We start from the raw sequence: 20,810 nt of genomic DNA, 5'->3' as shown, positions 1-20,810 counted from the left end.
TTATTAAATTAACCTTTTCTTACTTAATTAGGTTGCTAGATAAAGCAGACTGTAACATCATAATACCTATAGTTTCGTTTAAAAATAATACCTTTGAAAATTCATTAAAAGGTAAGCATTTTGACAGTAGATCCTAAAGAAATTTCTACAGCCCATTTACATGGACTCATGCTAGGAGCAGTTCAACCGCGACCTATTGCATTTGCTAGTACAGTTGATGTTGATGGTAATGTGAATCTATCACCTTATTCTTTTTTCAATGTCTTTAGTGCAAATCCACCGATTATGATATTCTCATCGGCTAGGAGAGTGCGCAATAACACAGTTAAACATACCTTGCTTAATGCACAAGCTACCCAAGAAGTGGTAATTAATATTGTCAATTACGATATTGTACAGCAAATGTCATTGAGCAGCACCGAATATGATGCTGGTGTTGATGAGTTTGTAAAATCTGGATTAACAGCGGTAAAAAGTGATCTGGTACAACCACCTAGAGTTGAAGAAAGCCCAGCAGCTTTTGAATGTAAGGTAAAGGAAATAGTTGAACTAGGTCAAGAAGGTGGTGCAGGTAATTTAATTATTTGCGAGGTCGTAAAAGTGCACATTAAGGATGAAGTTCTAACTGACGATCAAAAAATCGACCCTTTTAAAATTGATACAGTAGCAAGAATGGGTGGTAATTGGTATTGTCGTTCAAAAGATGCTATGTTTGAGGTGCCTAAACCTTTAAGCTCATTAGGTGTAGGAGTTGACGCATTACCAGAACACGCAAGAAACAGTCACGTGCTTACAGGTAATGATTTAGGTAAATTAGGTAATGTAGAACGTGTGCCAGAGCGTGATGAGGTGATCGCTTTTGCGAAAGCGGAACAATTACCAGCATTATCGATAGAAGAAAAACATAATAGGGCAAAAGAATATATAGCAGCTGGACAGTTGATGAATGCCTGGAACATTTTATTATTTTAACATGGAAGTACAAGGAAAAGTAAAGTTGATAGGTGAAACAAAAACCTATGGAAATAACGGATTTCAAAAACGCGAATTAGTAGTAACAACTGAAGAGCAATACCCACAACATTTGCTTATTGAATTTGTTCAAGACAAAACAAATTTATTGGATAGTTACCAAGTAGGAGATGCAGTGAAAGTAGGTATAAACTTAAGAGGTAGAGAATGGCAAACTCCACAGGGCGAGATTAAATATTTTAATTCTATCTCTGGTTGGCGTATAGAAAAAGTAGGAGCTCAAGCACCACAAGGTGCTCCTGAGGTTCCACCATTTGATGAATACGAGCCGGTATCAAATACAAATGCCGAAGATCACGACGATTTACCTTTCTAAATGAACATACAACTAGTACGCACGGATTCTAAACATCCAGAGTTTATGTGTTTAGTTCAACAATTAGATGCTTATCTCGCTGTTAAAGATGGAGATGAGCATTCTTTTTATAATCAATTTAATTGCATTGAACATTTGAATCATGTGGTTCTAGTGATAAATGATCAAACCGCAGTTGCATGTGGTGCCTTTAAACAATACGATTCCCAAACCGTAGAGATTAAACGTATGTTTACAGCCACTGCAGCTCGAAATCAAGGTATAGCTGGAATAGTACTTAATGAATTAGAAAATTGGGCAAGCCATTTAGGTTTTAAAAAAGTGCAGCTAGAAACAGGTCAACGACAAACTGAAGCTCTTTCCTTCTACCAGAAATGCGGTTATAACAAAATCCCTTGTTATGGACCTTACAAGGATATGGAGAATAGCGTGTGTTTTGGGAAGGAGTTTAAATCGTAGAAAACGGTAAAATCTAAAACTCAAAAGCCGATTTCTGTTTAAGAAATCGGCTTTTGATTTATAATTTCGGTTACTCTTTAAGATGGCTAAATGACCAATCTTAATTCACCTGTATAAGATATAGTGAACCCTTCATTTGCATCGTCTGCAGTACCGCTACCAGTAATCTTATAGTCTCCATTTTCTAATAGTTCTACGGTAATCGTTCCAGAAAAAATCTCGTCTTCAATAATGGCCTCACCCAATTGTGCGTTATAATCAACGCCTATAAAGGCATATACCGTTTGAGCTTGTTCATTAAGACTGTCTAGATTATACGTTCCTGGCTGTAAACCATCATTTACAGTCGTGTAGAATTCTAATCCTACTATATCGCCGTTTCCTGAAAGTACATTTGAACTGTTGAGCGTTAATCCTGGCCCAGAAAGGACGACGTTTGTAAGAAAAAGATTTGGACTATCCTCTGAGCTTTGCGATCTATAACCTTGTTCTAGGCTGTAATTATCATCTCCTAGAGTAAATTCATTTACTGCTACAGGTTCCTCTTCATTAGAAGAATTATCATCATCTGGATTACAGCTGCTTAAAGCAATGAGGATACAGGCAAAAGCGATATATTTTAAACGATGTTGCATTTTTTGTGTTTTATAAATTAATATCAAAATGGTATTGCGTTGTTATAATCTTCTTCTGTAAAAGTATAAGAATAGTTAAAGGTTTCTCCTTCTTTAGTATAATCATTAACGTGGTAAAGGAAGTCTGCAAATCCTAGCTCATTAACTTTTAAATAAGTTATTTTTTTAGTATTGTCAAATTTCACAATTATCGAGTCCATTCTTATTACCGAGACAGGTCCCAATGCTCTTCTGCTAGATTTGCAAAAATTGTTTAACAAACCCATACCGTTCAAACTATATGTTCCAATTGTTGAGATGTTTTGACCAGAATTATAACTATAGAACTCTAAGACTACATCTCTATCGATTCCATTTATAAAGGAGTAACAACTTTGTCGGTCTTCATCACCTGGATCACAAGAAAAAAGAAATAATACAATAATGAAAAATATTATTCTAATCATTTTACCAATTATTAAAAAATAGTACAACCTCAGTGGGGTTATCCTTGTTTAGTGCATTTAAATTTGATCTGTAATCGTCTAAATCTGTTGCATTTTTTGAAGCTTCCTGAACTTCTCTCATGGTGAAATTTTATACATTATTGTTTTTTCTAAAACTAAACAAATTTATTGGATAGTTACCAAGTAGGAGATGCAGTAAAAGTAGGTATAAACTTGAGAGGTAGAGAATGGCAAACTCCACAGGGCGAGATTAAATATTTTAATTCTATCTCCTGGTTGGCGTATAGAAAAAGTAGGAGCTCAAGCACCACAAGGTGCTCCTGAGGTTCCACCATTTGATGAATACGAGCCGGTATCAAATACAAATGCCGAAGATCACGACGATCTTCCATTTTAACAAATACTTACTTTTAATGACTAGGCTTTCCTGTATTTTTATGGGAAAGCTTTTTTATTTTTATGATAGAATTTTTGAGCACATTGTTTTTTGTATTTGCGGTAATAGATCCTATAGGCTCAATTCCTGTTTATCTTGAAGCTACTAAACAATTTGATAAGAAACATAAAAAACTAATTGCTATAAAGGCTGCCGGTGTGGCTTTTCTTATTCTATTATTTTTTATTGTAATCGGTCAAATTATTTTGGAATCAATGTCCGTGTCTTTGGATGCCTTTCAAATTTCTGGCGGAGTAATTTTATTTCTTTTTGCGCTCACAATGATTTTTGGAGATGGTAAACCAGAAGGAGAGAAAAAAGGAATTACCGATTATAAACACGTCATTATATTTCCTATAGCGATACCGTCCATTGCATCACCAGGAGCTATTATGGCCGTGGTACTTATGACTGACAATCACTTATTTTCTATAGAACAACAAACCATGACCACTGCTATAGTGCTCGTGGTAATAGCACTTACTTGTCTTATACTTCTAGCAGCAAATAAATTACAGCAATATATAGGTAGTTATGGAATAACTGTAATAAGTAAAGTGATGGGGCTTATACTAGCATCTTATGCAGTACAAAATATACTCTCTGGAATTAATAGCTATTTCGTCATTGGATCATAAAAACAAAAATCCCGACTGGCTTTGTCGGGATTCTCTTTTTAAATAGTTTGGTCTTCAAAAAGAAACTCAAAAAAAGCAATGATGAAAATAAATTAGTTTTGAAGACCGTATCAAAGATTAACAAAATTAACAGTATTTCCAAACAAACCTAGAAGTTTAACGTGTATATCTTACAGAACGAGCTTTATTTTCCTCCTGTTAATCAAGCACCTGACCATGGTTTGCTTGCGGTAGGTGGTGATTTGAAAGTAGACCGATTATTACTTGCTTACAACAATGGAATTTTTCCTTGGTACAACGATGGTGAGCCTATTTGCTGGTGGAGCCCAGATCCCAGAATGATATTTGATTTGCAATCGGAAAGACCTATGAGGATTACAAAATCACTTAAGCAAAGTAGGAAGAATAAAGGTTATTTTATTAAAGAAAATACTTGTTTTGAACAGGTTATGAATGCATGCGCACAAGTCTCTCGACCTGATCAAGAAGGTACTTGGATTATGGATGAAATGATCGAGGCTTATTCAAAAATGCATCAACTAGGCCATGCGGTAAGTGTTGAAGTTTTTAAAAACGGTGAACTTGTAGGTGGATTATACGGTATCGATTTACCAGAAAAAAAGGTGTTTTGCGGTGAGAGCATGTTTGCTTTGCAGCCAGATGCCAGTAAAATTGCTTTGTGGCATTTAGTAGAAAAATTGCAATTAAAGGAATATAAAATTATTGATGCTCAAATTTATAACGATCATCTAGCAAGCTTAGGAGCAGTTGAGATTCCTAGGGAAAGTTTTATTGAATTACTTAATATTTAATTACTATACACTACAAGAATTTAATCGCTACAAACTCCAGTAACCTCCTAGATTTATAAACAGTAAGCGTTCTGTATTTTGGGTAAATGATTCCCATCGGTATTCGGTACTTAATTGTAATTTGAAGTTACGGCTAATTTGATTTCCTAGATTAAAAATGAGGCGTTGGTCCCAGAAGGGTTTCGTCCGATTTTCTGCAATAAATAAAGTTTCGATTGATGCACCCAGGTACCATTCATTTTTATCTGTTTGTATTCCATTGAGAGGCAATGCAATGGAATACCTATATCTCCATCGGTGCGTTATTCTATCACCACGGTATCGTTGATCCCACCGTATACGATGTGCCATTTTAAGTTGGTTATATTTTCTTGAATAAGCGTATTGTTCAGTAATCCTGAGCTCACTGGTATTTGAGTTTCTAAGATCACGATACATGATCCCTATACCTATTTGACCATAAAATCCTACTTCATAATTGGTGTAATGACTGGCTTGGATATGTAGTAGACCTGCGTTGTCACCTGTTAGGCTGCGTTGTTCTAGTGCGCTTACAAATGACCATCGGTAATTATTGTCGTAAGAAATATTAAGGGCATTTTGAAATAAAGTATTATCGACAATTTGACTTACGGCAGTTTGTGATAATAAAAGGACGATTAAGATTCTAAAATAATAAGAAGTCATACTCTAATCGTTTAACATCTTTAACCTCTAGGATCATACCTCTTCTATCAAATAAATATTCCCTGCGATAAATCTTACGCTTATCCTTAAAAGCAACAATTATTTCATATCCATCAGGGTTTGATTGCTGTAATTTTTGTTTTAAACTAAGAATTGAGCTAGGGCCGTAATGCTCTTGTATCTTCTCTATTTTAAACTTACGAGCAACGGTATCAAGTCTTTTATTGATCGAATCAATAACTATTTTTGACAGTTTGTTTTTCTTTATTTCAATTTCTGTTTCTTTTAAAGCTCCATTCTCAAAAAATTCTATACTGTATTTCTTACCCTTATACTTAAATTTTGCTTCGTAGCTGTTAGAATCACCGTCGGTTTCTTGATAATATTTCATTTTTACCCTAAGCGGAATCAGGCTATCCAATATTTGTTTGGATAGAGAAGGGAACTCACTACTTTTTATTCGTTCTTCATGCTCTATTTTAAGAGCGTTAGATTGAGCAATTACCACAGTGCTAACTAGAAAAAATAGTAAATAGATGATGTGCTTAAATCTGGTCATATCTAAAACAGCTGGTTTCATGATCGTTAACTATTCCGCAAGCTTGCAAATAGGCATATACGATGGTGCTGCCTACAAATTTAAAACCTCTTTTTTTAAGATCTTTTGATATCTGATCTGATAACTTGGTGTTAGCAGGAGCTTCTTTATAGTCAGAAACTGCATTTTTAACAGGTTGATTATCAGTAAATGACCATATATAATGGGAAAAACTTCCAAACTCTTGTTGTGTATTCATAAATGCTTGAGCGTTGGTCACAATAGCATTTACTTTTAATTTGTTTCTTATGATTCCTGGATTTTGAAGTAGTTCTTGCTTTTTCTGATTATCATATTGAGCAATTTTGTGATAATCAAATTGATCTAGAGCTTGTCTATAGTTTTCTCGCTTTCTTAAAATAGTAATCCAGCTTAGACCAGCTTGCATACATTCCAGGATTAAGAACTCAAATAGGGTTTTATCGTCATAAACAGGTACGCCCCATTCTGTATCGTGATACTGCTCATAAAGCTCATCGCCTATACACCAGCCGCATTTGTTTTTGTTCATGAAAAAAATTATAATAAAAACTTAAGCTAAAGATAAACCTTATTACCGGCTCAATAATAAATATATCTTTGTATGAAATAATCTATATGCTAGAACAAGAAAGTCACGAATACGAAAACGCCGTTTTAATAGGAATTGTAACTCAACAACAGTCTGAAGAAAAGTTAACTGAGTATCTTGATGAATTAGAGTTTCTCGCTTACACTGCTGGTGCTAGTGTACAAGGTCGTTTTACTCAAAAAATGCAACATCCTAATCCAAAAACCTTTATAGGAACTGGAAAAATGGAAGAAGTAGCACAGTTTGTTGAAGCAAACGATATTGGGACAGTGATTTTTGATGATGAGTTAACGCCTACTCAACAACGTAACATTGAGAAAATCCTCAAGGCAAAGATCATAGATCGTACCTATTTGATTCTAGACATATTTGCACAACGAGCACAAACCAGTTATGCTCGTACTCAAGTTGAACTAGCCCAGTACGAGTACTTGTTACCTAGATTAGTCGGGTTGTGGACTCACCTGGAGCGCCAGCGTGGTGGTATAGGTATGCGTGGTCCTGGTGAGACCGAGATTGAGACAGACCGTCGTATAGTACGCGATCGTATTTCATTACTCAAAAAGAAACTCACTACCATTGATAGGCAAATGAAAATCCAACGAGGAAATCGTGGTAAATTGGTGCGCGTTGCTCTTGTAGGTTACACTAACGTGGGTAAAAGCACACTTATGAATGTGGTTTCTAAAAGTGATGTTTTTGCAGAAAATAAATTATTTGCAACGCTAGATACAACGGTAAGAAAGGTAGTTGTTAAAAACCTACCTTTTCTATTAACTGATACGGTAGGTTTTATTAGAAAACTACCTACGCAGTTAGTAGAATCCTTTAAATCTACCCTAGATGAGGTTAGAGAATCGGACCTATTGTTACATGTAGTAGATATTTCGCACGAGAGTTTTGAAGATCATATTGATAGTGTAAATGCAATTTTACAAGATATAGAGGCGATTGATAAACCTACTATTATGGTTTTTAATAAAATCGATCAATACCAGCCGGAAGAATATGACGATGAATTTGACGAACGCACCACGGCACACAACACACTAGAAGACTGGAAACGCACCTGGATGAACCGTGCAGGTGATGATGTGATTTTTATAAGTGCGATTGAAAAAGAAAACATGGAACAGTTTCGTAAAAAGGTATACGACAGAGTAAGAGAAATTCATGTATCGCGCTTTCCTTATAATGCATTCCTGTATCCTGATTATAGTGAAGAGGAAGAGTAGGTTCCTATTTTTTTCTGTTAAACAGTAAAACCGTTTTTGATTACTCTAGATTGATTTAGGGTTCGCTTTCGCGAAAGCGAATCCACAACTATCTATATTCTCTACCTAAATACATGACTGATCGTATTTATATACATGTAGTTAAGTAAAAAACCTACTTAATTTCATATTTTTAAGCCATAGCTTAATAGTTGCACATGAACCAATCAACTGAAACGCCTTTACAGCGTTCCCTACCCACATTCAACTATCATAAAAAAATCAGAGATTATTTTAAATCGAGGTCCAAAACCTGGCAGTGGTTTAAAGATGAAAAGGTAAAGTCACATCAAATAGAAGCGTTAAAATCATCTTTATTAAAGAATACATACAGGCTAGATAGGGATTCACATTTTGACTTGTATAAGGTAAGCAATCAAGTATGTAAAAATTTGAACCTGACCGCTCAAGTCACATTTTATCAAGAGCAAAATAGCATTCAAGATAATTGTGCTATTTCAATTATTGAAGATGAGGCTCATATAGTTTTTTCAGGGAATCTTTTAGAATTGTTGGATGAGCGGCAATTAACCGCATTGATAGCTCATGAATTAGGACATTTTTTATTTTTTAAAATAGAAAATGGTGAGTTTGAAATTACCCAACGTATTATTCTGGCCCTTGCCAATGATTCACAAAGTGATCCTGTTTTTGTAGAAACTGCTCGTAAATTTCAATTGTTTTTGGAACTTTTTTGTGATGCTTGTTCTTTTCAAGTTTGCAGGGAACACTATTCTGTCATACAATGTTTGGTCAAGGTTTCAACAGGGCTAAAGCGAGTGAATGCTCAAAGCTATCTAGATCAAGCCAAAGAGATTTTACAAGGAGAAGAAAACAGCTCATTAAACACTACACATCCAGAAACATACATAAGAACCTATGCGCTAGATCAACTATCGAGAAGCGCTCATAATCTTGAAGAGGTCATTAAACCGCTTATCATAGGTAAGATAGATGTGAATAATTTAGACCTTTTTCAACAAAAGGAACTAAGTTCATTCACGTATCAATTTTTAGAATTTATTCTGTTACCAGAATGGATGCGTACTTCTAGAAACATGACACACGCTTCAAGTTTCTTTTCTAAGTTTTATGTAAGTAATGAAAAGCAAGAAGTCAATAGTATCAAAAAGTTTATTAATGACGCAGCAATTGGCACACATAATTACCTATGCTATGTACTGCTAGATTTTAGTAAACTAGATGCAGATCTTGAGTTGTTACCTCTTGCTCACACACTTGAAATTGCGGATTTATTAGGAATAAAAGAGGAGTATGAACGTATTGTTAGAAAGGAATATCAACTAACTATTAGGGAGTTTAAATCTCTCAAGGATGAAGCAATGAAAGACTTGAATAAGTTGTCTCAAGAACAAAGAAGTATTTATGACCATGAATGATTACAGGAAAAGTTTTTTCAGCTTATTAGATGAGATAAAAGCTTCAAATGGAAATACTACGGTCGATTTTATTGCTCAGGTTTTACCATTGCTTGAAAAAGCACTATATGCTCATAATCAAGATAAAGTTTTAAAGATCACTAGCATAGATCAAGTTCTTTATAATGGTAGAATTTTAATCATTGAACAAGAAACTAGTAGTGCAGTAATCTCGACTGGTCTACCTCAAAAACCAAAAGAAGATGGAGCAGTCAAGGTGTCGGACACTATTTATCAAAATAGATCAAATAACGTCACTTCATTTGAAAATCAAAGTGATTACTTGCATTTGGATAATGCTAGTCCGGTAAAAAACCCTGCCTATGTTATGCATTATAAAGCATGGGATTATGAGATGGGAACTTACGATCCTTTAACAGAGGTGTTTTTACTAGGTATGTTAATGGCAAGCCTAGCTTATGGTCTAGATTTTCGCGATAAGGATGAATTGTTACGCTTTGTAGAAAATAGAGAAAGGTTATACTTTTTGAATAAAGAGCTAGATCCTACCATTCATCATGTCATAAGAGAAATGACTCCGATTTACAGAGAAGATCGTATTCCAAATTTAGAAGAGGTTGTAGCAAAACTTAAAAATTACCAAGATTTTAATCCTGAAAATTATCAAGACCTTACCGAGACAATAGGATTCAAATCAATTAACATCAAGGAACGTGGAACATATATTTTAGATAAGTTACGACGACGCTTGTTTGACATATCTCGTAGAAATAAACTTCTTTACTTCAAATCAACAAGTAGTTTTTTAAACCTTACTGAAGCATCTATTCCTTTATTGCTAGATCACAAAAATATTACCGAGAAGGATATCATCTTTTGGGGACCAGTTATGGAAGGTAAATTATTGGGTAAGAAATCACTTCTGTTAAATAGGTATCTTGATATAACTAACAATAGGTTTTTAAATCCTATACTCAACAAAATTAGGTTGGAAGCAAGAAAGAGCCGTAATGAATACGGATTTGATCAACTGCGATTAGTTATTGCTTTTTTACACTGGTATAATTTTAAAGAAAATAGGGAAGAACGTATTTCTTCTCCACTGTTGTTGCTTCCAGTTTCATTAGTAAAGAAAAAAGGAGTAGAAGATCGGTATCAACTAGAGGTCACAACTACTGATGCAGAGATCAATCCAGTTCTTAGTTACTATCTTAAAGATTTATATAATATTGAACTTCCCGATTTTATAGATTTAAAGGAAAGTTCACTTGAAGATTTAATAGGTAACATACGTAATCAAATTCTTAATTCAGGTAATGGAGTAGAACTTCAATGGCGAGAAAAACCCCAAATTCAACTTATTCATAAAGCTGCCCGACGCAATTTCAAACTCAAAAAACGTAAACTTAATCGCCGCACGAGTAATTTAAATTTAAGACAATTTGATTACTCCTATAAAGAGGATGATTTTAAACCTTTAGGAATTGAACTCTTCAAAACTTTGGTTCATAAAAAGATTAATGATCTTGAATATATAATTAATGAAGATATCAATCCTTATAGTGATCTAGCTGTTGCAGAAAAAGAGCGCAGCTTCTATCGTAATGATAATTTTGGAGTTGTAAATCCACTGGTTTGGGAAGTAGATACCTGCAACATGACTTTGGGTAATTTCAATTATCGTAAAATGAGTATTGTTCGTGATTACAACGATATTATCAATGCTGATATTAAGGATGAAGTCTTTGAAGAATTATTTAGTGAGAATCCTCGAAAGTTAATTGAAGAAGAAGGCAACAGTACTCAATTGAATGATTTATATCCCATAATTGCAGCTGATCCTACACAAACAAAAGCCGTTTATAAAGCACGCAGTGGTCGCAATTATATTATTCAAGGTCCACCAGGTACCGGTAAATCTCAAACGATAACCAACTTGATCGCAGATTATGTAGCCAGAGATAAAAAAGTACTTTTCGTTTGTGAAAAACGTGCTGCACTTGATGTGGTTTACCATCGTTTAAAAAACAAACAACTGGACGAATTATGTTGTTTAATTCATGATTCACAGACCGACAAGAAATCTTTTATTATGAATTTAAAAGGGACCTATGAGTCCTTTTTAAAAGATAAGATGAAGTCTAGAGCTATAGTTAAGGAAAGAAATGAGATAATCGACAAAATACAAACGCACATTAACCGACTAGAGAGCTTTCATAACATAATGCGATCTGGCGAGACTCCTATCTTTCAAGTTTATCAAGAGGTAATTAGTGATATTGACAAGTTTGAGAGACTTGCCAAGGCGGAATATTTTGTAATCCCTGATTTCGATGAGTGGAAATCAAATGAAAATTGGATCAAGGAATTCTTAAATCAAATAAGGATCAACCATTATGGTGATAGCATCAAAAACTTCCCGTTAAACGGTATAAGTCCAGAACTATTATCAACATCTGACTATAAGACTACAATTCACAAAGAATTAAGCAGTGCTCTTACCATATTGGAGCAGATTAATGAATGGATTGATGAAAATGATGGAGATACCACTATGGTATGGGATGATTGGATTAAGGAAGTCAATCTGATGGAAAAATCAAAAGGGGTTATTGCAAAAGGAAACCTTGCTGTTTTAACTCCTGATAATCCACAAGCTACAGCTTTACTGAACGATAATAAAAAGCTTGAAAAATCACGCAAGAAGTGGCAAGATAAGCAAGATGAAAATCGTTTTTGGAAAGTAAAGTGGAATGCAATTGACGCCTATGAGATAAAAAATCAATGGGACCGAGCTAATGCTATCATTCTAAAATTTTTGAACCCCAAATGGTATCGATTAAAAAAGCAAATCAAAGAAGCTTATGACTTTCAAAAACATAAAGTAAAACCAGAAATCGATTCAGTATTAAGCAGATTGGTAGACGAATATGACCTTCTTAATAGTTTTGAAAATGAAAAAAGAAAATTAGAAAATCGTTATGGTTTTACAAATTATGACGATGGTATTCAATGGTTAAAGCAATTACACAATACAGGTAGTCCGATTGTAGCCAAGTGGATAGAAATCGATAATAGAGATTATTTATCTGGACTTATTAGTGTTTTACCTTTGTTTAATAGTCTTAGAAATTCGTTGTCTAAAATCGCTAAGAGTTTCGGTAATTATTCAATAGCAACTTTAGAAGATAGAATTAGTAGTGCTTTGACGATGACTAATAGTTTATCCTTATTTAAGCCTCACATCGAAAAACTTAATAATGCCGATTTTAAATTGCAATCGCTTTTGAGAGATCGCAATTGGAGAGAAGATGAGATAAATTTTCATTGTGCGTACAAAACAATACTGGATAATAGTGATAATAATCCTGTATTTGCCCAAATGAATGAGGATAGCCTGCAATTCTCTATCAGGGAAATTCAGAACTTATTAGATAAATACTATAATGCCAATGTAGCTTTTATACGTTCTAGAATAAGAGATCAATTTCTCAATAAAATTAGAATTACTGAAAGCACAGCCGCTCAATTAACAAATGAAGAAAAGGAACTCAAAAAGATATACAAATCATCTCGCAAAATATTAGAAAATGAGTTCAATAAAAAGATGAGGTATAAGTCTATCAGAGAGTTGGCAACTGGCGAGGCACAAGAAATTATGACAAGTTTAAAGCCAGTCTGGTTGATGAGTCCATTGAGTGTAAGTGATTCAATGCCTATTGATACTTCCATTTTTGATGTTGTTATATACGATGAAGCCTCTCAAATAACAGTAGAAGAAGGCGTTCCTTCTCTATTTAGAACACACCAAACGATTATTGTAGGTGATGAAATGCAAATGCCTCCTACCAATTTTTTCAGTACAACAAGTGTTGATGTAGATGAGGATGAAGAAGAACAAGAGCAACGTATAGGAATCAACCTAGATGCCGACAGTCTATTGAATCAAGGAGCAAGAAAATTACCATCAGTAATGCTGGGATGGCATTATCGCAGCCGTAGAGAAAGTTTAATAAGCTATTCAAATGCTGCTTTTTACAAAAGAGAACTACTTACCATTCCAGATAATCAATTATCGATTCATGGAGCAGGTGAACTCACACATGTCTTAAATCCTGATCAAGAAATAGATATTAATGATGTGCTTCAACGTAGTATAAGTTACCACTACCTTGAAAACGCAGTTTATCATAAAAGATCAAATAAAGATGAGGCTACTTACATAGCTCACCTAGTAAGAAAATTACTTACTCAACAAGTTAATAAAAGTATAGGTGTAGTGGCTTTTTCTATGGAACAACAATCTGTTATCGAGTCTGCTCTAGAAGAGTTAGCACTGTTGGATACCCATTTCGGTAAACTTTTAGAGGAAGAATATAATCGTACCGAAGAGGATCAGTTTACAGGGTTATTTGTAAAAAACCTTGAAAATGTCCAAGGAGATGAAAGAGATATTATCATCATGAGCGTGTGTTATGGTTTTAATACACAAGGTAAAATGTTGATGAATTTCGGCCCTATAAATAGACGTGGCGGAGAAAAAAGACTCAATGTCATATTCTCTAGAGCAAAGAGAAATATGATGATTGTCTCTAGCATTTTAGGAGAGCACATTAAAAACGATTACAACGAAGGAGCTAGGTATTTTAAACGCTTTCTACAGTACGCTAAACAAATTTCTGATGGTAATATACAGAATGCTTCTTCCATATTAGATAGTTTACATGTATCTCAAAACCTAGATTTAAAAGGCAAGGAAATACCGCTTAAATCCAAGTTAAAAGAGGTTCTAAAAGCAAAAGGATATGAGGTTTATAACGATATAGGGCAGTCACATTTTAAGGTAGATATTGCGATTATTTCACCTAATGACACTCAATTTAAAATGGGTATCCTATTGGATTATAAAAGTCATTATCACGGTGATAATGTACTAGAGCAGTATTGTCAAAAAACAAGCGTGTTGGAAACTTTTGGTTGGAAAATACTACGCGTATATGTTAAGGATTGGGTGGAACAACCCAATCGAGTGTTAGAAAGAATAAGACAAACAATAGAAAATGAAGAAAAATTATCTCCTGTAACAGCAACAAATCATGAACGAGAAAAGCAAGAGAAGATTAATGAAGATGTGCAACAAGTTTCTGATAGTACTATAGAGTCACAATCATCACAAACTAGTGATGACTTTAAAAGGTATGAGTATGTACAAGGGAATAGCAATAAATTCTGGGAAATAAAAGTAATAGGTAATGAAGTACACACACGTTATGGTAGAATAGGTAATCAACCTCAAACCAATGTGAAATCTCTGTCTACCCGTGCCGATGCACTTAAAGAAGAAATGCGATTAACCGGAGTAAAGTTACGTAAAGGCTATCGCAGGTCTTAATGCACCTCAATATCAATGACAAACCCTTCATGACTGCGCAGGTTCATAACGTGACCATCATTAAAAATCAAGTATTGTCCTTTGATACCTTTAAGCACGCCGTTGTGTTCTGGTGATTTGGTTAAATTCACGCTTTTTACCTTTTTTGGATATTCTAATACTGGGAATTCAATTTCCCATTCTTTAGCATTATCAAGCGTGTAGGGTAAGGCCTCTTGAGGCAAGTGCTGTAGTAAGCTTTCGCGGAAGCGTAATAAATCAACATCCTCTACGTCATTAGTTAGCATTTTACGCCAATTAGTTTTGTCAGAAACATGTTCCTTAAGCGCAACTTCACTTATTCCAGCAAGATATCGATTAGGAGTTTCAAGTATAGCAATGGCCTCGTGGGCACCTTGATCAATCCATCTAGTTGGAATTTGTGATTTACGAGTAACACCTACTTTAATGTTGCTACTATTGGCCAAATAAACGATATGAGGTTGTAATTGTACCTTTTTTTCATACTCTAAATCGCGATCTTCTTCATCTAGATGGGCCTTGCTTAATTCTGGTTTCATAATCCAGTCACCAGCTTGTGGTATGGCAGTAAAGCAATCATAACAAAATCCTTGTCGCCATATTTTTTTATCCAGTCCACAATTCAAACACTCGTTTGCCACATGTTTTATAGTAATAGATTTATCAAGTAACTGGTTCATATGAACAAATTGATCAGGAAAAACCAAATAATATTGAACTTGTTCTTGAATTTCAGTTTGCATTTTACGTACTGTACCTGTTACCTTCATTTTATGAATTTTATACTGTAGAGGTTATATCTTTACCATCACAAAAATACTCTAAGCCACTCAAATGGGTAACACAATACTTAATTCTGTCGTAAGCTGGTTTCTTAAGAAACGTATTCATGATATGGAGTTGTTTATTAAGCATCCTCAAGAGCTGCAAGATAATGTGTTGCAAGACCTTATTTATTTTGCACGTAATACAGAGTATGGTAAAAAATATGGATTTAAAGATATTAAATCCTATAAAGATTTTGCTGCTATCATGCCAGTTGTGGAGTATAGTGATGTTCAAGCCGATATTGAGCGCTGTAAATCAGGAGAGAATAATATATTTTGGCCTACAGATATTAAATGGTTTGCAATGAGTAGTGGAACCACGAGTGCTCGTAGCAAATTTATTCCTGTAAGTCAAGAGTCGCTAGAGGATTGTCATTACGCCGCTGCCAAAGATTTACTGTGCATGTATCTTAATAATAATCCAGAATCAAAACTGTTTACAGGGAAAGGATTAAGACTAGGTGGTAGTAAAAAACTAGATAAAAAGGCTGGCACTGCTGCAGGCGATTTGAGCAGTATATTGATTGACAACATGCCTTTTTGGGCCGATTACAGCAGTACTCCAGGCAACGAAACAGCTTTACTTGCCGATTGGGAGACAAAACTACCTGCCATTGTAAATGAAACTATAAAAGAGAGAGTTACCAGTCTAGCAGGAGTGCCCAGCTGGATGATGGTTTTACTAAACAAAGTATTAGAAACAACAGGAAAGGACAACATTCTTCAAGTATGGCCTGATATGGAAGTGTTCTTTCATGGTGGCGTTAGTTTTGATCCATACATAGAAGAATACAGGAAATTACTTCCTAGCGATCGAGTAAAGTACTATGAAATTTACAATGCCAGTGAAGGATTCTTTGCCATTCAAGATAAAAACGATAGTAAAGAATTGCTGCTTATGTTGGATTATGGAATTTTCTATGAGTTTATCCCGATGGATAATTACGGCACACCCGATGAAGAGATAATACCTCTTAACCAGGTCGAGCTAGGTAAAAATTATGCAGTTATTATAACCACCAATGCAGGATTGTGGCGTTATAAAATTGGCGACACAGTGCGTTTTACTAGTACATCGCCATACCGCATTAAAGTAACAGGAAGAACTAAGCATCACATAAATGTTTTTGGTGAAGAACTAATTATTGAAAATGCTGAAGAAGCTCTTAAAAATACAATGATTAGCGTGCCTTGTGCTATAAAGGAATATACGGTTGCTCCGGTATTTATGCAAGGCAAAGAAAAGGGAGCGCATGAATGGATGATAGAATTTAATACAGCACCGGTTGATGAGCTCGCTTTCGCGAAAGCGCTAGATGAAAATCTACAAAAAGTAAATACCGATTACGAGGCAAAACGATACAACAATACAACCTTAACCGCACCTAGAATTCACCATGCAAAAGAAAATACGTTCTATAACTGGTTGAAGGATAAAAACAAGCTAGGCGGACAGCATAAAATTCCTAGATTAAGCAACAGTCGTGAGTACATGGAAGAACTTTTAAAAATCCATAACTCTCTTTAATTCTACAAAAAGTTAATGGGTGCAATTAGAAGATTATAATAACGTATTTTTGCACCAAAATTAAGAAGATGAGTAAACTGGTTGTGGTAGGAACAGTAGCTTTTGACGCTATTGAAACACCATTTGGTAAAACAGATAAAATTTTAGGTGGAGCAGCTACTTTTATTGGATTAAGTGCTTCTCATTTTAACACCGATGTTGCTCTAGTAAGCGTTGTAGGTGGTGATTTTCCACAGGAATATCTAGAGATGATGAAAAACCGCGGTATGAATATTGACGGAATCGAGGTAGTAGAAGATGGAAAAACATTCTTTTGGTCAGGTCGTTACCACAACGATATGAACTCTAGAGATACACTAGTTACTGAATTAAATGTACTAGCAGATTTTAACCCTATAGTTCCTGAAGAATATAAGGATGCTGAGGTTGTGATGTTAGGAAACCTACACCCAGCAGTTCAAATGGGTGTGCTGGACCAAACTCCAAATGCTCAATTGGTTATTTTAGATACCATGAACTTCTGGATGGATATAGAATTAGAACTACTTAAAAAAGTAATCGAACGAGTAGATGTAATTACTATTAATGATGAAGAAGCTAGACAATTATCTGGAGAGTACTCACTTGTAAATGCTGCAAAAAAGATCCACGAAATGGGTCCTAAATATGTAGTGATTAAAAAAGGTGAGCATGGAGCGCTATTATTCCATGATGGAGATATTTTCTTTGCTCCAGCCTTACCATTAGAAGAAGTATTTGATCCTACTGGTGCTGGAGATACATTTGCTGGTGGATTTGCTGGTTTCCTAGCTGCAAGCGGTGACTACAGTTTTGAAAACATGAAGCGTGCTATTATATACGGATCAAATTTTGCTTCCTTTTGTGTAGAACGATTTGGTACAGAACGCATGCAGTCCATTACCAATGACGAAATTGAAACGCGCTTAAAACAATTTCAGGCGCTTACAAAATTTGAAATGAAAGCTTAAATATGAATAAAAAATGCCCGCCTAAACGCGGGCATTTTTACTACTTTTACCTTTTAGAATTCCCTCATGAGCGACGCGTTAAAACACGAGTGTGGTATAGCACTAATTAGACTACTCAAACCACTAGAATACTACAAAGAAAAATACGGTACAGCATTTTATGGAATAAATAAAATGTACCTTATGATGGAAAAGCAGCACAATCGTGGACAAGATGGTGCTGGTTTTGCGAGTATTAAACTTGATGTGGATCCTGGGCAGCGATATATTTCGAGAGTACGCAGTAATCAACCACAACCTATTCAAGATATTTTTGGTCAAATTAACGACCGTATTAATACTGAATTGTACAATAGCCCAGAAATTAGAGAAGACGTCGCTGCTCAAAAATCTCAAATACCCTATTTAGGTGAAGTGATGATAGGTCACGTGAGATACGGGACTTTTGGTAAAAACAGTATTGAAAGTGTTCATCCATTCCTTAGACAAAATAACTGGATGCACCGTAATCTTATTATGGCTGGTAACTTTAACATGACAAATGTTAAACAGTTATTTGATAAATTAGTTTCTCTTGGACAGCATCCTAAAGATCTAGCTGATACGATCACCGTGATGGAAAAAGTAGGACATTTTCAAGATAGACAAGTTCGTAAACTCTACAAGAAATTTAAAAACGAAGGATATTCAAAAGTAGAAGCCAGTCCAAAAATTGCCGAGGAACTAGATGTTGCAAAAATATTGCGTAAAAGTGCTCGAGATTGGGATGGTGGTTACGCAATGGGTGGTTTAATGGGGCATGGTGATGCTTTCTTGCTGCGTGACCCAGCAGGAATACGTCCTGCTTATTACTATCAAGATGATGAGGTGATAGCCATAGCAAGTGAAAGACCAGTGATTCAAACAGCCTTTAATGCTCCTTTTGAACAAGTTCAAGAGTTAGAACCAGGTAACGCCATCATTATAAAAAAAGATGGCCGCGTGAGTATTGAACAAATAAAAGAGCCTTTAGAAAGAAAAGCATGTTCCTTTGAGCGCATATACTTCTCTCGAGGTAGTGATGCCGAGATTTATAAAGAACGCAAAGAGTTAGGAAGATTATTGTTTCCTAGAATAATGGATAGCATAGATCACGATATTGAAAACTCTGTTTTTTCTTTTATACCAAACACTGCAGAGACTTCTTTCTACGGTATGGTTGAAGCCGCGCATGCAGCACTTGATCAACAAAAGACCGATGCTATTCTTGCTGGTAACGGTCAATTAACTCGTGAGCAGGTTGAAAGTACGCTTTCGCGAAAGCTTAGAACTGAAAAAATTGCTATAAAGGATGCCAAGCTGCGAACTTTTATAACTGAAGATAGTTCTAGGGACGACCTCGTGGCACACGTTTACGATGTTACTTATGGTGTGGTTAAACGAGATGATAATCTTGTGATAATAGATGATTCAATTGTAAGAGGAACCACATTGAAAAAGTCTATTCTTAAAATGATGGATCGATTACAGCCTAAACGTATAGTTGTCGTGTCCAGTGCGCCACAAATTCGTTATCCTGATTGCTATGGAATTGACATGGCTAGACTAGAGGATTTGGTAGCATTTAGAGCAGCATTAGAATTACACAAGGAAAGAGGTACGTATCAAATGGTTGAAGATATTTATGAAAAATGTCTTACTCAAGTCAATTTTGAAGATGTTGATGTAGTCAATTACGTAAAAGAATTTTACGATCCATTTTCCGATGAAGAGATCTCAAATAAAATTGCCGTTCTACTTTCCGATGAAGATTTAAATGCCGAGGTGAAAATTATCTATCAAAAAGTAGACGATTTGCATAAAGCTTGTCCTAAAAATTTAGGTGATTGGTACTTTACAGGTAATTATCCTACACCAGGAGGAAATCGTGTGGTGAATAGAGCCTTTATTAATTTCTTTGAAGGGAATAAAGAAAGAGCTTATTAATAGTATTCGTTTTAGATAAAAAATAAAGCCTTAACATTTTATGAATGTTAAGGCTTTTTAATTAAGCGGTTAAGTGATTACTTACCTTCAGCATAGCGTTTTGATACCTCAGTCCAATTAATCACATTGAAGAAAGCTTCAACATAATCAGGTCTGCGGTTTTGGTAATTCAGGTAGTATGCGTGTTCCCATACATCTAGACCTAAAATTGGAGTTCCTCCACATCCTACCTCTGGCATTAATGGATTGTCCTGGTTAGGTGTACCGCATACTTCTAACTTTCCACCTTCATGAACACAAAGCCATGCCCATCCAGAACCGAATTGTCCTTTTGCAGCATCACTAAATTTATTTTTAAAATCTTCAAATGATCCAAAAGATTCGTTGATGGCTGTTGCTAGTTCTCCATCAGGATTTCCACCACCATTAGGAGACATTACTTCCCAAAAAAGTCTGTGATTATAAAAACCACCACCGTTATTTCTAACAGCTGTATTGCTCATGTCTAGATTTGAAAGAATGTTCTCGATAGATTTTCCTTCTAAATCGGTTCCTTCAACGGCATTGTTCAATTTTGAGGTGTAACCTGCGTGGTGCTTTCCATGGTGAATCTCCATGGTTCTTGCATCAATGTGTGGTTCTAGTGCATCGTGTGCATATGGTAAATTTGGTAGTTCAAATGACATATCGTGTAATTTTTAGTGTTAATGTTTAAAGTGCTAAAGTTAAACACAATAGCCTAAGTGTTAAAGTATTTATTGTTATAAATTCCCTAAACAGTGAC

Annotated in this window: 18 protein-coding genes and 1 pseudogene; 12 read left to right on the top strand and 7 right to left on the bottom strand. The window is 35.1% G+C overall.

Annotated elements, in window-relative coordinates; all coding sequences use genetic code 11:
- Positions 1-117 precede the first annotated feature (117 nt).
- The 3 genes from HCN53_RS08145 to HCN53_RS08135 are packed head-to-tail and all read left to right on the top strand — an operon-like array spanning position 118 to position 1,807.
- Positions 118-972, top strand: a complete 855-nt coding sequence (locus HCN53_RS08145) for a flavin reductase family protein (protein ID WP_167343276.1) — start codon at positions 118-120, stop codon at positions 970-972.
- A gap of 1 nt (position 973) precedes the next feature.
- Entirely contained in the window at positions 974-1,348 is a 375-nt protein-coding gene (locus HCN53_RS08140; RefSeq protein WP_042277326.1) for a DUF3127 domain-containing protein, read from the top strand.
- Positions 1,349-1,807, top strand: coding sequence for a GNAT family N-acetyltransferase (locus tag HCN53_RS08135; RefSeq protein ID WP_167342646.1), 459 nt, complete (start codon positions 1,349-1,351; stop codon positions 1,805-1,807). It abuts the gene before it with no gap.
- Positions 1,808-1,893: 86 nt separating this feature from the next.
- On the opposite strand, the gene HCN53_RS08130 is transcribed toward HCN53_RS08135, so the two are convergent.
- A complete protein-coding gene (locus HCN53_RS08130) occupies positions 1,894-2,442 on the bottom strand; it encodes a hypothetical protein (RefSeq protein WP_167342645.1) in 549 nt (182 codons plus the stop codon).
- 23 nt (positions 2,443-2,465) lie between these two features.
- Complete coding sequence (locus HCN53_RS08125) at positions 2,466-2,888, bottom strand: hypothetical protein (protein WP_167342644.1); 423 nt, start codon at positions 2,886-2,888, stop codon at positions 2,466-2,468.
- Between the two features lie 162 nt (positions 2,889-3,050).
- Here HCN53_RS08125 and HCN53_RS08120 point away from each other — a divergent pair.
- The 3 genes and pseudogenes from HCN53_RS08120 to aat all read left to right on the top strand — a co-directional run.
- Positions 3,051-3,285 (top strand): annotated as a pseudogene (locus tag HCN53_RS08120) (DUF3127 domain-containing protein); the annotation flags it as partial.
- Positions 3,286-3,347: 62 nt separating this feature from the next.
- Positions 3,348-3,962, top strand: coding sequence for a MarC family protein (locus tag HCN53_RS08115; RefSeq protein ID WP_042277184.1), 615 nt, complete (start codon positions 3,348-3,350; stop codon positions 3,960-3,962).
- A gap of 161 nt (positions 3,963-4,123) precedes the next feature.
- Entirely contained in the window at positions 4,124-4,774 is a 651-nt protein-coding gene (gene aat / locus HCN53_RS08110) for a leucyl/phenylalanyl-tRNA--protein transferase (protein ID WP_167342643.1), read from the top strand.
- A 27-nt stretch (positions 4,775-4,801) separates the two neighbouring features.
- Here aat and HCN53_RS08105 read toward each other — a convergent pair whose 3' ends face one another.
- Genes HCN53_RS08105 through HCN53_RS08095 form a run of 3 tightly spaced genes read right to left on the bottom strand, consistent with a single transcriptional unit; the run spans position 4,802 to position 6,570 of the window.
- The gene (locus tag HCN53_RS08105) at positions 4,802-5,461 is read right to left on the bottom strand and encodes a DUF2490 domain-containing protein (RefSeq protein WP_105018002.1); all 660 of its coding nucleotides are present in this window, start codon (positions 5,459-5,461) and stop codon (positions 4,802-4,804) included.
- Positions 5,442-6,041 (bottom strand): hypothetical protein, encoded by a 600-nt coding sequence (locus HCN53_RS08100; RefSeq protein ID WP_167342642.1) that lies wholly within the window; start codon positions 6,039-6,041, stop codon positions 5,442-5,444. The genes HCN53_RS08105 and HCN53_RS08100 overlap by 20 nt, the downstream gene beginning before the upstream one ends.
- A complete protein-coding gene (locus tag HCN53_RS08095; RefSeq protein WP_167342641.1) occupies positions 6,007-6,570 on the bottom strand; it encodes a DNA-3-methyladenine glycosylase I in 564 nt (187 codons plus the stop codon). Before HCN53_RS08095 ends, HCN53_RS08100 begins: the two co-directional genes overlap by 35 nt.
- Positions 6,571-6,656: 86 nt before the next feature.
- On the opposite strand from HCN53_RS08095, the gene hflX reads away from it, so the two are divergent.
- The 3 genes from hflX to HCN53_RS08080 all read left to right on the top strand — a co-directional run bounded on the left by hflX (position 6,657) and on the right by HCN53_RS08080 (position 14,696).
- Entirely contained in the window at positions 6,657-7,865 is a 1,209-nt protein-coding gene (gene hflX / locus HCN53_RS08090; protein ID WP_167342640.1) for a GTPase HflX, read from the top strand.
- A gap of 197 nt (positions 7,866-8,062) precedes the next feature.
- Complete coding sequence (locus tag HCN53_RS08085; protein WP_167342639.1) at positions 8,063-9,304, top strand: M48 family metalloprotease; 1,242 nt, start codon at positions 8,063-8,065, stop codon at positions 9,302-9,304.
- On the top strand, positions 9,291-14,696 hold the full coding sequence (locus tag HCN53_RS08080) for an AAA domain-containing protein (protein ID WP_240919333.1): 5,406 nt from the start codon (positions 9,291-9,293) through the stop codon (positions 14,694-14,696). Before HCN53_RS08085 ends, HCN53_RS08080 begins: the two co-directional genes overlap by 14 nt.
- On the opposite strand, the gene HCN53_RS08075 is transcribed toward HCN53_RS08080, so the two are convergent.
- Positions 14,693-15,487, bottom strand: coding sequence for a DUF2797 domain-containing protein (locus tag HCN53_RS08075; RefSeq protein ID WP_167342638.1), 795 nt, complete (start codon positions 15,485-15,487; stop codon positions 14,693-14,695). The two genes, HCN53_RS08080 and HCN53_RS08075, sit on opposite strands and share 4 nt — an antisense overlap.
- Positions 15,488-15,551: 64 nt before the next feature.
- Between HCN53_RS08075 and HCN53_RS08070 the strand changes: the two genes are divergently transcribed.
- From HCN53_RS08070 to HCN53_RS08060, 3 genes are all read left to right on the top strand, one after another.
- Complete coding sequence (locus tag HCN53_RS08070) at positions 15,552-17,072, top strand: GH3 auxin-responsive promoter family protein (RefSeq protein WP_042277195.1); 1,521 nt, start codon at positions 15,552-15,554, stop codon at positions 17,070-17,072.
- Between the two features lie 68 nt (positions 17,073-17,140).
- On the top strand, positions 17,141-18,061 hold the full coding sequence (locus HCN53_RS08065; RefSeq protein WP_042277198.1) for a PfkB family carbohydrate kinase: 921 nt from the start codon (positions 17,141-17,143) through the stop codon (positions 18,059-18,061).
- A 66-nt stretch (positions 18,062-18,127) separates the two neighbouring features.
- Positions 18,128-20,026, top strand: a complete 1,899-nt coding sequence (locus tag HCN53_RS08060; protein ID WP_167342637.1) for an amidophosphoribosyltransferase — start codon at positions 18,128-18,130, stop codon at positions 20,024-20,026.
- A 77-nt stretch (positions 20,027-20,103) separates the two neighbouring features.
- Here HCN53_RS08060 and HCN53_RS08055 read toward each other — a convergent pair whose 3' ends face one another.
- Positions 20,104-20,712: a superoxide dismutase gene (locus HCN53_RS08055; protein ID WP_042277203.1), complete on the bottom strand. Its 609-nt coding sequence runs from the start codon at positions 20,710-20,712 to the stop codon at positions 20,104-20,106.
- Positions 20,713-20,810: the final 98 nt, after the last annotated feature.

Origin of the sequence: Nonlabens sp. SY33080 (assembly GCF_011784885.1) — a bacterium.
In the GTDB taxonomy this organism is placed as follows: domain Bacteria; phylum Bacteroidota; class Bacteroidia; order Flavobacteriales; family Flavobacteriaceae; genus Nonlabens; species Nonlabens tegetincola.
Note: the sequence above shows the minus strand (reverse complement) of the source record. Positions and strands in the feature narration are given on the sequence as shown.